At 64.1% G+C, this 13051-nt stretch carries 13 protein-coding genes; 9 read left to right on the top strand and 4 right to left on the bottom strand.

Annotated features, from left to right (window positions below; genetic code table 11):
- Positions 1-198: hypothetical protein (locus ACGHJ7_RS11530; protein WP_390477705.1), on the top strand; the 198-nt coding region annotated here is incomplete at its 5' end.
- Positions 199-255: 57 nt separating this feature from the next.
- Here the strand turns inward: ACGHJ7_RS11530 and ACGHJ7_RS11525 are convergent.
- From ACGHJ7_RS11525 to ACGHJ7_RS11515, 3 genes are all read right to left on the bottom strand, one after another.
- Positions 256-990: a hypothetical protein gene (locus tag ACGHJ7_RS11525; protein ID WP_390477702.1), complete on the bottom strand. Its 735-nt coding sequence runs from the start codon at positions 988-990 to the stop codon at positions 256-258.
- Positions 991-1075: 85 nt separating this feature from the next.
- The gene (locus tag ACGHJ7_RS11520) at positions 1076-2341 is read right to left on the bottom strand and encodes a glutamate-5-semialdehyde dehydrogenase (RefSeq protein ID WP_390477700.1); all 1266 of its coding nucleotides are present in this window, start codon (positions 2339-2341) and stop codon (positions 1076-1078) included.
- A 71-nt stretch (positions 2342-2412) separates the two neighbouring features.
- A complete protein-coding gene (locus tag ACGHJ7_RS11515) occupies positions 2413-3177 on the bottom strand; it encodes a pyrroline-5-carboxylate reductase family protein (RefSeq protein WP_390477714.1) in 765 nt (254 codons plus the stop codon).
- 235 nt (positions 3178-3412) lie between these two features.
- Here ACGHJ7_RS11515 and proB point away from each other — a divergent pair, with 235 nt between their 5' ends.
- The 8 genes from proB to ACGHJ7_RS11475 all read left to right on the top strand — a co-directional run bounded on the left by proB (position 3413) and on the right by ACGHJ7_RS11475 (position 12367).
- The gene (gene proB / locus ACGHJ7_RS11510) at positions 3413-4576 is read left to right on the top strand and encodes a glutamate 5-kinase (RefSeq protein WP_390477697.1); all 1164 of its coding nucleotides are present in this window, start codon (positions 3413-3415) and stop codon (positions 4574-4576) included.
- A gap of 78 nt (positions 4577-4654) precedes the next feature.
- Positions 4655-5470: an outer membrane protein assembly factor BamD gene (locus ACGHJ7_RS11505; protein WP_390477695.1), complete on the top strand. Its 816-nt coding sequence runs from the start codon at positions 4655-4657 to the stop codon at positions 5468-5470.
- Positions 5471-5669: 199 nt separating this feature from the next.
- Entirely contained in the window at positions 5670-5855 is a 186-nt protein-coding gene (locus tag ACGHJ7_RS11500) for a hypothetical protein (RefSeq protein WP_390477693.1), read from the top strand.
- Positions 5848-7089 (top strand): Na+/H+ antiporter NhaA, encoded by a 1242-nt coding sequence (nhaA, locus tag ACGHJ7_RS11495; RefSeq protein ID WP_390477690.1) that lies wholly within the window; start codon positions 5848-5850, stop codon positions 7087-7089. Before ACGHJ7_RS11500 ends, nhaA begins: the two co-directional genes overlap by 8 nt.
- A 67-nt stretch (positions 7090-7156) precedes the next feature.
- Complete coding sequence (gene recN, locus ACGHJ7_RS11490; RefSeq protein ID WP_390477688.1) at positions 7157-8821, top strand: DNA repair protein RecN; 1665 nt, start codon at positions 7157-7159, stop codon at positions 8819-8821.
- Positions 8821-9816, top strand: coding sequence for a restriction endonuclease (locus tag ACGHJ7_RS11485; protein WP_390477685.1), 996 nt, complete (start codon positions 8821-8823; stop codon positions 9814-9816). Before recN ends, ACGHJ7_RS11485 begins: the two co-directional genes overlap by 1 nt.
- Complete coding sequence (gene ligA / locus ACGHJ7_RS11480) at positions 9816-11873, top strand: NAD-dependent DNA ligase LigA (RefSeq protein ID WP_390477682.1); 2058 nt, start codon at positions 9816-9818, stop codon at positions 11871-11873. The genes ACGHJ7_RS11485 and ligA overlap by 1 nt, the downstream gene beginning before the upstream one ends.
- Positions 11873-12367 carry a CinA family protein gene (locus tag ACGHJ7_RS11475; RefSeq protein WP_390477679.1) on the top strand — a complete coding sequence of 165 codons (495 nt, stop codon included), beginning with the start codon at positions 11873-11875 and terminating at the stop codon, positions 12365-12367. The genes ligA and ACGHJ7_RS11475 overlap by 1 nt, the downstream gene beginning before the upstream one ends.
- Here ACGHJ7_RS11475 and ACGHJ7_RS11470 read toward each other — a convergent pair.
- Positions 12364-13047, bottom strand: a complete 684-nt coding sequence (locus ACGHJ7_RS11470; protein ID WP_390477677.1) for an SDR family oxidoreductase — start codon at positions 13045-13047, stop codon at positions 12364-12366. The genes ACGHJ7_RS11475 and ACGHJ7_RS11470 overlap by 4 nt on opposite strands.
- Positions 13048-13051 lie beyond the last annotated feature (4 nt).

Raw genomic sequence — 13051 nt, 5'->3', positions numbered from 1 at the left:
ACCCTATTGGAGTCTCTATTTTTCGTAACGTTCAGGGTCAGAATTGACCCAGAGATGGCTCCGATTACTCCGGAAATGATTTCGCTACCATATTGCGCAAAGAAGTTTTCCAATTCGACCCCCGTCCACAAATTTGAAGGCGATAAAGCCACAGATGTGTGGAAAGTCAATCAAGCGAGAATGAGTGCGCGAAATTGACACTGTGGTTTAATTCCACCGCTCATCCTTCAACCGCCGCACCCTCGCTTCATCGGTCTACTCACCCTTCTTCCCCACGAACAACTCATGCTCCGGGTCGTGATAGGCGCAGTAGCCGTTCGCCTCGTCCTCATCCAGCTGCGCCTCGTGCGCTTCCAGCAGGGTGCGGGCGCGGGGGCTCATCAGGCTCAGGTGCTTCTCGCGCGCCGCGTCGAGTTTCGCGTCGATCGCGTCCAGCACGGCGTCCTCGCTTTCCAGCGTGACGCGGCGTTCGTCCTCCCATTCCTTCCTGCATTCGGCGCGCCACTGCTTCTTCAGCCGCGCCATCTCCATCTTGCCGACGGCGTTCAGGCCTTTCGCCCGGCCTTCCGTGAAGCGGTCCGGTGCGCGGTTCCTCAGCATGAACATCAGCAGGCGGTCGTTATAGACCGTGCGGCTGCCGACCAGCTCGCCATAGGAATAGACCGGCACTTCCACCCCGTTCAGCGCGCGGTCCATGGCGACGTCTTCGACCCGCTGCATCCCCAGGTCGACGGCGGCGGTCCAGGCGGCGGCGAACTCCTCCGCCCCGGGCTGGCGGCGCAGGTAATATGCGCCGACCGTGCTGCGGCGCACCTGCTTGCAGGCGGACGCGACGGAGCCGGTGTCGGCCAGCGCCTCGATGAAGGCGCGTTGCACCTCGGGCTTCCACCCGTTGCTGCGGTCCACCTTGCGGGGCACGGGGGTGAAGCTGGCGATACGCCCGGGAAGGCGATCGGGGAGAGTGGCGGAGTGTTCGGGTGCGTCGCTCATCCGCCCGGATGAAGCACATCACGGACCCTGTAGGACAGCGAATAGGGTTGCCCGCCGGACAACCCTTCGCGCGCTGACTTGTCGCTTACGGCCGCGTCTGTCCGTCGCCGTGGACGAGGTATTTGAAGCTGCAAAGCTGCTCCAGCCCCACGGGGCCGCGGGCGTGCATCTTGCCGGTGGCGATGCCGATCTCCGCGCCCATGCCGAACTCGCCGCCATCGGCAAACTGGGTGGAGGCGTTGCGCATCACGATGGCGCTGTCGATCGCGGTCATGAAAGCCTGCGCCGCGGCGTCGTCTTCCGCCATGATGGCATCGGTGTGGTGCGAGCTGTGGCGATCGACCCAGTCGATGGCTTCATCCAGGCCGTCGACGATCTTCACGGAAGCGATGGGATCGAGATATTCGGTGTTCCAGTCGGCGTCGGTCGCAGGCTTGATCCGGCTGTCGATGCCGACCGCTGCCTCGTCGCCGCGCAGTTCGCAATCCTCGCCCATGATCTCGGCAAGGCGGGGGACGAAGTCTTCGGCCACGGCCCGGTCGACGACGATGCTCTCCGTTGCGCCGCATACGCCGGTCCGGCGCAGCTTTGCGTTGCGGATGATGGTCGCAGCCTTGTCGAGGTCGGCGCTTTCGTGGACGTAGCTGTGGCAATTGCCGTCGAGGTGGAGGAGGGTGGGGACGCTCGCCTGGTCGCGCACCAGTTCAACGAGGCCGCGCCCGCCGCGCGGGATCACGAGGTCTACGAACTTGTCCGCCCTCAGCAGTTCGGCCACGGCGGCGCGGTCGGTGGTCTGCACCGTCTGGACGGCGTTGCGGGGAAGGCCCGCGGCTTCCAGTCCCTGCTGCATGCAGTCGACGATGACGCGGGAGGAGTGGCGGCTCTCGCTACCCCCGCGCAGGATCACGGCATTGCCGCTCTTCAGGCACAGCGCGCTGGCATCGGCGCCAACATTCGGGCGGCTTTCGTAGATCATGCCGATCACGCCGATGGGCACGGCCACCCGGTCGATGACAAGGCCGTTGGGCCGCTCGAACGTAGCCAGCTTGCGGCCCACCGGATCGGGCAGTTCGGCGATTTCCTCCAGCGCGGAGGCCATGCCCCCGATCCGTTCTTCATTGAGGCGGAGGCGGTCGATGAAGCTTTCGGGCTTCTTCCCCTCGACGCTGGCAACGTCCTTGTCGTTGGCGGTGATGATGGCGGAGGACTGGTCGCGCAGCGCCTTCGCGGCTGCGTGCAGGGCGGTGTTCTTCGCCTCGGTGCTGGCAGACAGCAGAGCGCGGGCCGCGTCGCGGGCCTTCGTGCCGAGTTCGTGGATGTGGATTTGCGGGTCTAGGGTCTGGTCGTTCATATCTACCTCAATATCTGGTTCGTGCGCGCGTTCCGCTGCTCCGGCGAGAAATGTCGTGATCGCTGCGCCGTTCAGCGCAGTTCCACCGCGCGTTCATAGGCTGCGGCGAGACAGGCTTCGAACTGGCGCGACATGGTGCCGTCGCCGTTGAGCGCATCCAGTCCGGCAGCGGTGGTCCCGCCCTTGCTGGTGACGGAATTGCGAAGATCTCCCAGCGTGCTGTCCGACTGGTCCTGTGCCATGGCGACCGTGCCCGCCATGGTGCCGAGGACCAGGTCGCGCGCCTGCTCATCGGTGAAGCCCATGCCCTTGGCCGCTTCGACATAGGCGCGGGCCATCTCGAAGATGTAGCCGGGACCGGATCCGGCGACCGCGGTCACGCGGTCGAGCTGGTCTTCCCCGTCCACGACGATGGCCGTGCCCGTCCGGTCCATCATGGACTGCGCGTGGCGCAGGTGATCGGTGGCGGTATCGGGGCTCGCGCAGATGCCGCTCACCCCCTGGCCGATGGCGGCGGGAAGGTTCGGCATCACGCGAATGACGGGTGCGCCGTCCAGCAGACCGGATATGCGGTCGATGGAAGCACCGGCCGCAATCGAAAGGACGTAACCGCCGTCCGCCAGGTGGGCGACATAATCGGGTAGCACGTCGCCGATAATCTGTGGTTTTGTTGCGACGATGACGACGTCGAAACGCTCATCCGAAAGGGAGGATCTTTCCTGGAAAAGACGAACCCCGTCCGGGGCCTGCATCAGGCCGGGATCGACGATTGTGAATTGTTCGTCGCCTTGCTTCCAGTATTCAAGCAAAGCGCTGCCCATCTTACCGCAACCGATAAGTAATACGTTTTTAGTAATAAGTTATACCTCGAATGTCTTGAATTCATCTCCTGCCAAGGAGACTTTTCGTGAACTGAATTTGGATGGATCGGTTCCCCGCGACGAAGCGATGTGTCAGGGGAAATCGGTTTAATCTATCCTTGTAGTATGCCTCGTTTCACCTACATGGCGGGGCGAGATTTTTCAAGGCTGCGCGCCCATGATGCCGCAGTGCAACATACAGGATTTTACATTGGCTGCCCAACGTAACGTCGTCGTCAAGATCGGCTCCACCCTCATCGCGAACAGCGATTCCCTCACGCCGCGCTTCGGGTTTCTCCAGCGCCTGCTGGAAGACATTGCCAGGCTGCGCGAACGGGGCACCAATGTCATTCTGTGCAGCTCCGGCGCCGTGGCTCTCGGTTTGAAGAAGGTAGGGGAAACGCCGGAGACCGCCGGCGTCAGCGACAAGCAGGCGGCTGCTGCCTGCGGGATGCCGGTGCTGCTCAACGTCTACAAGCAGGTGGGCCACGAATACGGGTTCGAGATCGCGCAGATCCTGCTGACGCTCGGCGATTTCGAGGATCACCGGCGCTTCCTCAACACCCGCAACACGGTCAATCGCCTGCTGGAAGCGGGCATCATGCCCATCGTGAACGAGAACGACACGATCACGACGGAGGAAATCCGTGTGGGCGACAATGATCGCCTGGCAGCCAAGGTCGCGCAGATGACCGATGCGAAGGATTTCATCATCCTGACCGAGGTCGACGGCCTCTACGACCGCCACCCGGACGAGGAAGGCGCGAAGCTGATCGAGGAAGTGACGGAAGTGTCACCTTACATGGAAGCGACCAGGGGTGTCAGCTCGCTCGGCACGGGCGGTATGACCACCAAGCTGATGGCTGCCAACATGGCGCAAGAGGCAGGCTGCACGACCTATATCGCGCATGGCGAGGCGGATCGCCCGCTGTCGAGCGTGCTCGACGGGGAACGCAGATGTACCCGTTTCATCGCGCATTCCGATCCGATCTCCGGCTGGGAAAGTTGGATCGCCAACCGGTTGCAGATGGCAGGCAGCCTCGGCGTCAGCGAAGAGGTCGCCGCCGAGATCGCCGCCGGGGACCGGGCCATCCGCCGGTCGGACATCCTGTCGATCGATGGCGATTTCACCCGCGGCGACGTTCTGCATATCTACGATCCCAAGGGCGTCGAGCAGGCACGCGGCCTGTCCGACTTCACTTCGGAGGAGCTGCGCGTGATGGTGGTCAACCCGCATCTCGATGCCAGCGAATTGCTGGGATACAAGACGAAGGGCGAGGTCATCCGCGCGAAGAACCTCGTCTCGCTGGAAGGGCGCCATCTCCTGTGGGACGCGCCGGAAACCGAGGATGGCGGCGTGGTCGCGCCCGGGTAGGCGATATCCCCGGCCGCCGCGGCGGGGTGACGTAACTTCACTTGGCGTTCACGCAGACGCTGGTTATAGGCTGGCCCCATGATTTCCCGCTCCCGCATCCTTCGCAGCGGCAAGACCGCGCTCGTCGCCGGTACGCTGGCCGTTTCCCTGTCTGCCTGTGCGTCGCTCGGCGGCGGAGGTGGCACCGAGGTCGGCGACACCGCCTACATCGCGCGCGACGTCGAGACGCTTTATGCCAATGCGAAGCTGCGGCTGGACCAGGGCAATGCCCGGATTGCCGCCCCGCTGTTCGACGAGGTGGAGCGCCAGCATCCCTACAGCCCGTGGGCCCGCCGTGCCCAGCTGATGAGCGCATTCAGCTATTATGTCGGGCAGGACTATACCAAGGCGATCCAGAGCGCCCAGCGCTTCCTGACGATCCATCCGGGTAACAAGGATGCGCCCTATGCATTCTACCTGATCGCGCTCAGCTATTACGAGCAGATCAACGATATCCACCGCGACCAGAAGACGACGGAGCAGGCGCTTGCCGCGCTGAACGAAGTGCAGCGCCGCTATCCCGATACGCAGTACGCCGCCGATGCGCGGCTGAAGATCGACCTCGTCAACGATCACCTCGCGGGCAAGGAAATGGAAGTCGGCCGGTTCTACCAGAAGACCGGCAAGTGGCTGGCCTCGCAGATCCGGTTCCAGAACGTGGTCGAAAACTACCAGACTACCAGCCACGCGGCAGAGGCTCTCTATCGCCTGACCGAGAGCAGCCTGGCGCTGGGCGTTCCCACCGAGGCGAAGAAATACGCGGCCGTCCTGGGTGCGAATTATCCGGGCAGCGAGTGGTACGACAAGGCCTACGACCTGGTACAGCGTCACGCGGCGGACACGACTGTCGGTTAAGGGTATCCGTGCCGGGAACCCCCGGCAGGTTACAGCATTACATTCCTGCGGGCCGGGCCCCTCTGGCAGGTGTTGAAAGGCATCTGTGATGTCGGACCGCATCGGATTGCCGATGCGCTGCCGGGTAAAATCCCTCCCCCACAGCACCCGGCGCGCACGGCGGTCCGATCGTTCTGTCTCGATCGAGGAGCCTGCCGTGATGCGCCAACCTGTATCCAATTCCCCCGCCGCTGCGGGTCGCCAGATGGCGGCGCCGCTTCCCCCGTCTCCTTCGGCCAAGCCCGCCGGGCGGGCATTCTCCGGCGGGTCGAACCTCTTCCCGCTGCAGGATACGCCGATGGTTCGGCAGGCGCATGCGTCTCGCCGGGAGGCGGACGATGGTTAAGGCCCGCGCGGTCAAGGCCATCGCCCCGATGCTGCGCGATTTCCTGCAGAAGGAAAGCGCAGGCGGCATCACCCTGATCGCCGCAGCCCTTCTTGCGCTGGTGGTCGCCAACAGTCCGCTGGCGAGCGGATATACAAGTCTTCTCGATACACCGGTCATTGCAGGCGTCGGCAGCTTCGTCATCGACAAGCCGCTGCTGCTCTGGATCAATGACGGTCTGATGGCGGTGTTCTTCTTCCTCGTCGGACTGGAAGTGAAGCGCGAGATACTCGGCGGCCAGTTGTCGAGCTGGAACAAGGCATCCCTCCCGCTTTCCGCCGCGATCGGCGGCATGGTGCTGCCTGCCATCGTGTTTCTTGCGATCAATAACGGTTCGCCTGCCAACCAGGCGGGCTGGGCCATCCCGGCAGCGACGGACATCGCCTTCGCGCTCGGCATCCTTGCCCTGCTGGGGCCGCGCGTGCCGGTCGCGCTGAAGGCTCTGCTGCTGGCCATCGCGATCATCGACGATATCGGCGCAATCACCATCATCGCGCTGTTCTATTCGGGCACCATCGACACGGTCATGCTGGGCCTCGGCGCTGGCGTCTTCGCCCTGATGCTGGTGGTCGGCCGGATGCGGGTCGCCTCGTCGATTCCCTATGTCCTGCTGGCAATCCTGATGTGGGTGTTCGTCCTGAAATCGGGCGTCCATGCCACGCTCGCAGGGGTTGCCGCGGCGTCTGCCGTGCCGATGGCTGCAGCCAATGGAGAGCGTCCGCTGGAACGCATGGAGCATGCGCTCCACCCGTGGGTCGCCTTCCTTGTCATTCCCATTTTCGGTTTCGCCAATGCCGGGGTCGGCCTTGTCGGGGTGGACCCCGCGGATATCCTCGCGCCGCTTCCCCTGGGAATTGCTCTGGGGCTTCTCGTGGGCAAGCAGCTGGGCATTCTCGGCTTTGGCTGGCTGGCGGTGAAGGCCGGGTTCGCCAGCCTGCCGGAAGGCGTGAACTGGCGTCAGGTGCACGGCGTATCGCTGTTCGCCGCCATCGGTTTCACCATGAGCCTGTTCATCGGCAATCTCGCCTTCGACAGTGCAGCGCAGGTCGACGCGGTGAAGCTCGGCGTGCTGCTCGGCTCCACCATTGCGGCGGTCGCCGGGTATCTGGTGCTGAAATCGGCCCTGGACAGCGCCGATCCCGTGTCTGGCATTTCGGCTGGCGAAGCGGGCGAGCCGGAAGGACTGCGTTCGTGAAGAAATGCACAATCGGGCGCGCGCCTTTCGGTGACGCGCCCGATTTGCTGCGGTATAGACCGCCGCGATGCTGACCAGACTGTCCATCCGCAACATCGTGCTTATCGAGGCGCTCGACCTGGATTTCGGGCGCGGGCTGGGCGTGCTGACGGGGGAGACGGGCGCGGGCAAGTCGATCCTGCTCGACGCGCTGGGCCTCGTCCTCGGTAACAGGGCCGACAGTGGCCTGGTGCGCGGCGGCGAGGCGAAGGCCAGCGTCACCGCGACTTTCGAATTCGCCAACTGGCCGCGGCTCATCACGGATGCGCTGGACGATGCCGACATCGAGGTCGAACCGGGCGAGCCGCTGATCATTCGCCGCCAGGTGAAGGCTGATGGCGGTTCCAAGGCCTTCGTCAACGATCAGCCGGTCGGCGTGGCGCTGCTGCGCTCGCTCGGCGCGGCACTGGTGGAGCTGCACGGCCAGCACGACGATCGCGGCCTGGTCAATCCGCGCGGCCATCGCATCCTGCTCGACCGGTATGCCGGCGCCGATACGGCCAGGGTCGCGCGCGCCTGGGAAAGCTGGCGACAGGCGAGCGAGGCGCTGTCCGCCGCGCGCACCGCCATCGACGATGCGAAGGCGGAGGAAGACCTGCTGGTTGCCCATCTCGCCGAACTGACTGCGCTGGAACCGCAGGCGGGCGAGGAAGCGCGCCTGGCGGAACAGCGCGCCCTGATGCAGAAGGGCGAGAAGCTGGCCGGCGATCTGGAGGAATTGCGCCATGTCTGGGACGGGTCCGATTCCCCGCTGGCCGCGATGCGGTCCGCCGCCCGCAGGCTCGACCGGCTGGGGCCGGAGCATCCGCTGCTGGCCGAGGCGCTGGCTGCGCTCGACCGCGCAGTGATCGAGGCGGGCGAGGCCGAGGACAAGCTGAACGCGGCGGCAGAGGCCCTGGTCCACGATCCGCAAGCGCTCGACATGGCGGAGACGCGATTGTTCGAACTGCGCGCTCTCGCCCGCAAGCATCGCTGCGAAGTCGACGAGCTGCCGGAAAAGATGCGCGCTTTTCGCGCCGCGCTCGATGCGATCGAGGGCGGGGAGGCGGAACTGGATGCGCTGGAACTGGCCGCCAGGGAAGCCGGCATGACCTATCGCGGCGCTGCCGAGAAACTTCACGCCGCCCGGCTGAAGGCGGCAGCGCGGCTGGACAAGGCCGTTGCCGCCGAACTCGCCCCGCTGAAACTGGACGCCGCGCGTTTCCGCACCGCGATCGAGATCCTGCCCGAAGACAAGTGGGGCGCAAACGGAATGGATGCGGTCGAATTCCTCATCGCAACCAATCCCGGTGCGGATTTCGCCCCGCTGGGCAAGATCGCGAGCGGCGGCGAACTGTCCCGCTTCATCCTCGCGCTGAAGGTCGCGCTGGCAGAGCAGGGCGGGGCGGCGACGGTCATCTTCGACGAGATCGACCGCGGTGTCGGCGGCGCGGTGGCCAGCGCCATCGGCGAACGGCTGGCACGTCTGGCGCAGGACGGGCAATTGCTTGCAGTGACGCACAGCCCGCAAGTCGCGGCCCGTGGGCGCACGCATTACATGATCGCGAAATCGTCCACCGGCACTGTCACGAAGACCAGCGTCGCCCGCCTCGACGAGGCGCAGCGGCGGCAAGAAATCGCGCGAATGCTCTCGGGCGCCGAGGTTACGGACGAGGCGAGGGCACAGGCCGACAGGTTGCTGGAGGGGGTGTGATGACGACTTGGAAAATTACCTCAGGCCGAGGCAGTCGCTATACTGACGAATTCGTGGACGAGGGTGTTGTCGCCGTCGCGTTGGATCCAGACACAGACTTTGTGTCATGCGCTTCCAAGGAAGAGATCGCTGCTCTGGTTTCGGCACGGCATCCGTTGATGACCGACCGACAAATTTCCGTCGCTGCCAGCCAGCACTGGCGTTTTTTGAACGAGGTGAACATCGGTGACTTAGTGCTGGTATATGCTCCGCAAACCCGGCTCTATCATTATGGTGAAATTTTGAGCGACGCTTCGTTCGCTTTAGGGAGAATTCCTGAGCATCCAGTCGTCAGACATGTCAATTGGCGAGGAACGGTTGAACGTGACGCGTTATCGACAACCACGAAAAACAGTCTGGGCGCAATTCTGACACTATTTAAGGTGCCACACAATGCTGCGACTGAAGTCGCGCATGTGTTCGCGGGAGAGTTAGAGTCGCATTCGGCTGGTGATCAAACTGAAGCCGAACTTGAAGAAGTGGTCGATCCTTTCGCCGATATCGAAGAGCTTGCACTTGAGCGGGTGAAGGACCGCATCAACTCGCTGGACTGGGACGATATGCAGGAGCTTGTAGCATCGTTATTGAGAGCACTCGGTTATCGAACTTCAGTTTCGGCAGTAGGACCGGATCGAGGCAAAGATATCGTGGCCTCACGCGACGGATTTGGATTTGAACGCCCTCGCATCGTGGTCGAGGTGAAACACCGACGCGGACAGATGGGATCGCAGGAAATTCGTAGCTTCCTCGGTGGCCGACATGCGGATGATCGCGGTCTTTACGTCAGCACGGGCGGTTTTACGAAAGATGCTCGATACGAAGCGGAACGAGCATCGACTGTCACACATTTAATGACCCTCGATGAGCTGGCTAAGGCAATTGTCGAACAGTACGACAGGCTTGACCAAGATGGGCGGCGTTTGCTTCCGCTCACGAAGATTTATTGGCCAGGTTGATGACCTCTTCCACCGAAGCCGACGCCGCCAACGAATTGATGCGGCTGGCTCGCCAGATCGCGAAGCACGACCGGCTGTATCATGCCGAGGACGAGCCCGAGATCACGGACCAGGAATATGATGCGCTGGTCCGCCGGAATGCTGAACTGGAGGAGGCGTTTCCGCATCTTGTGAGAGACGATTCGCCCAGCCGGAAGGTGGGCCATGCGGTCGCTGCGTCTCCCTTGAGCAAGGTGACGCACGAGGTTCGCATGATGAGCCTCGACAACGCGTTCGCGGACGAGGAAGTCGCCGATTTCGTAGCCCGTGTCCGGCGCTTCCTGTCGCTGGGGGAGGACGAGGCAATCGCCTTCACGGCAGAAGACAAGATCGACGGCCTGTCCTGTTCTCTTCGCTACGAACAGGGAAAACTCGTCCGCGCCGCGACCCGGGGCGATGGGCAAGTGGGCGAAGACGTTACCGCGAACGTGGCGCATATTCCCGATATTCCCCAGACGCTTGAAGGCGAATGTCCCGACATTTTCGAGATCCGGGGCGAGGTTTACATGGCGGCGGCGGACTTCCTCGCCCTGAATGCGCGGCAGGAAGAGGCAAGAGAGAAGCTGTTCGCCAATCCGCGCAATGCCGCTGCCGGTTCGCTGCGCCAGAAGGATGCAGGCGTGACGGCGAAACGACCGCTGAAATTCTGGGCCCATGGATGGGGTGCGGCCTCGGCGGAGCCGGGGGAAACGCAGGTCGATGTCGTGCGCCGGATCGAAGGCTGGGGCGTGCCGGTCTCGCCGCTTTTCACGCGGTGTGAAACGCTGGAGCAGATGCTTGCACATTACGAGAAGATCAACGAGCAGCGCCCTGATCTTCCTTATGAAATCGACGGCGTCGTCTACAAGGTCGACCGCCTGGACTGGCAGAAACGCTTGGGCTTCGTGGCCAAGGCGCCGCGCTGGGCCATCGCGCGCAAGTTCCCGGCGGAAAAGGCCGAAACGGTGCTGGAGGCAATCGACATCCAGGTCGGGCGGACGGGCAAGCTGACGCCGGTCGGCAGGCTCGCGCCGGTACTGGTCGGCGGCGTGACCGTCACCAATGTGACGCTGCACAATCGTGACGAGATCGAGCGACTGGGCGTGCGGCCGGGCGACAGGGTCCGCGTGCAGCGCGCCGGGGATGTCATCCCCCAGGTCGTCGCCAATCTGACGCCGGAGGAAAAGCGCGAGGCCTTCAGCTTTCCCGATCACTGCCCGGAATGCGGCAGCGAAGCGGTCGCGGAAGAGGGCGAGGTCGATGTGCGCTGCACGGGCGGTCTGATCTGTCCGGCGCAGCGCACGGAAAGGCTGAAACATTTCGTCAGCCGCGCAGCCCTCGACATAGACGGGCTGGGCGAGAAGACGATCGCTCAGTTCTTCGCCCTCGGCTGGCTGGAAAGCCCGGCCGACATCTTCCGCCTGCGCGCGCGTCGCGGCGACATTCTCGCGCTCGATGGCTGGAAGGAAAGGTCTGTGGACAAGCTGTTGGCATCGGTGGAAGACCGGCGCCGGCCCGACGCGGCTCGCCTGCTCTTCGGCCTCGGCATACGGCACATCGGTGCCGTCACGGCGCGCGACCTGATGAAGCATTTTCACGAATTGCCCGCCCTTCGCGCCGTTGCCGAGAAAGCGCGTGCGGGAGACGAGGGCGCGGTTTCCGAGCTGACCGATATCGACGGCATCGGCAGCGCGGTGGTCGAGGCGCTGGGGGACTTCTTCCACGAGGAGCACAACCGCGCGGTGTGGGACGACCTGCTGAGCGAAGTCTCGCCGCCGCGTTTCGAGGTCGAGACGCTGGACAGCCCCGTCGCGGGCAAGACGGTCGTCTTCACCGGCAAGCTGGAAACGATGAGCCGCGACGAGGCCAAGGCGCAGGCCGAAAGGCTGGGCGCCAAGGCAAGCGGTTCGGTCAGTGCCAAGACGGACCTGCTGGTGGCAGGCCCGGGCGCCGGATCGAAACTGAAGAAGGCGGAGGAACTGGGCATCGAGGTGATGGACGAGGCAGGCTGGGCCGATCTGGTGGCGAAGGCCGGTTGATGCTGGCCGAACTCCACCCGCAGGCGTTACGCATTGCCGGATTGCTGCGGGAGCGCGGCGAGACCATCGCCGTGGCCGATGGCGCGACCGGGGGCATGATCGCGGCATCGCTGCTGACCGTGCCGGGCGCGCTCGATTTCTTCGTCGGGGGCGGGGTGGTCTATTCCCTGCGCGCCCGCGATGTCTTGTTCGCCAAGCCGCGCGAGGCCTATCGCGGGATGCGGGGGGCGAGCGAGGAGTATGCGCTGCTGCAGGCGCGGTCCATCCGCGACAATTTCGGGGCCGACTGGGGCATCGCGGAAAGCGGATCGGTCGGCGGATCGAGCCATCCGAGCGGTGCTCCGGCCGGGCAGAGCTGCGCAGCGCTTGCCGGGCCCGGCGGCGAATGGACGGCCATGACGCAGACCGGCCGTGACGACCGGATCGCGAATATGGAGGCGTTCACCAGGGCCGCACTCGATCATCTCGAGGCGGTGCTGGCGGATCCGGCCTAGTCGGCCGGCATCAGGTGTATCTCGCGCACGTCGGACGTCTCGCGCTGTTCGATGGCGAAGACCACGGCATCGGCAATATCCTCCGGCTGCAGCTTCGTCGGCTTGGCCTCGTCGAAGAATTCGGTGTTGACCATGCCGGGCGTGATGACGGTGCAGCGTCCACCCCATTCGCGCATTTCCTCGGCCAGGTTCCCGGCGAAACCCTGCACGAACCACTTGGTCGCACTGTAGATGGAGCCCTTGAAATGCTCGCGCCCGGCCTTGCTGCCGGTGACGACGAACATGCCCTTGCGCTTCTTCAGTTCGGGCAACGCGGCATGGGCGGTGTAGAGAACGGCGAGGATGTTGAGATGGATCATGTCGTGCCACTCGTCCGGATCGCCGTTTTCGACGCCGGGATTGGACACGCCCTTGCCGGCATTGGCGAACACCGCGTCCAGCCCGCCGTAAGTTTCGGTCGTCTTCGCAATGGCCGATTGCAGCGCGTTGCGGTCGGTCACGTCGCATTCGATGGCGAGCGCTCCGTCGCCGATCTCTTCCGCCAGTTCTTCCAGCCTGTCCTTGCGCCGGGCGAGCAGGACGACATTCCACCCCTTCGCCGAGGCGGCTCGTGCCGTGGCGGCTCCGATGCCGGACGATGCGCCGGTGATGAGAAGGGTGCGGGGTGTCGTCTGGGTCATGGCA

Origin of the sequence: Altererythrobacter sp. MTPC7 (assembly GCF_042851395.1) — a bacterium.
GTDB lineage: Bacteria > Pseudomonadota > Alphaproteobacteria > Sphingomonadales > Sphingomonadaceae > CAJXSN01.
Note: the sequence above shows the minus strand (reverse complement) of the source record. Positions and strands in the feature narration are given on the sequence as shown.

Bases quoted from the DNA above. Each gene is read 5' to 3' on its own strand.
- ACGHJ7_RS11520 (WP_390477700.1), bottom strand. From the start codon at position 2,341: ATGAACGACCAGACCCTAGACCCGCAAATCCACATCCACGAACTCGGC.
- ACGHJ7_RS11500 (WP_390477693.1), top strand. From the start codon at position 5,670: ATGCGCCAACCTGTATCCAATTCCCCCGCCGCTGCGGGTCGCCAGATG.
- ACGHJ7_RS11470 (WP_390477677.1), bottom strand. From the start codon at position 13,047: ATGACCCAGACGACACCCCGCACCCTTCTCATCACCGGCGCATCGTCC.
- ACGHJ7_RS11525 (WP_390477702.1), bottom strand. From the start codon at position 990: ATGAGCGACGCACCCGAACACTCCGCCACTCTCCCCGATCGCCTTCCC.
- ACGHJ7_RS11505 (WP_390477695.1), top strand. From the start codon at position 4,655: ATGATTTCCCGCTCCCGCATCCTTCGCAGCGGCAAGACCGCGCTCGTC.
- nhaA (WP_390477690.1), top strand. From the start codon at position 5,848: ATGGTTAAGGCCCGCGCGGTCAAGGCCATCGCCCCGATGCTGCGCGAT.
- ligA (WP_390477682.1), top strand. From the start codon at position 9,816: ATGACCTCTTCCACCGAAGCCGACGCCGCCAACGAATTGATGCGGCTG.
- ACGHJ7_RS11475 (WP_390477679.1), top strand. From the start codon at position 11,873: ATGCTGGCCGAACTCCACCCGCAGGCGTTACGCATTGCCGGATTGCTG.
- recN (WP_390477688.1), top strand. From the start codon at position 7,157: ATGCTGACCAGACTGTCCATCCGCAACATCGTGCTTATCGAGGCGCTC.
- ACGHJ7_RS11485 (WP_390477685.1), top strand. From the start codon at position 8,821: ATGACGACTTGGAAAATTACCTCAGGCCGAGGCAGTCGCTATACTGAC.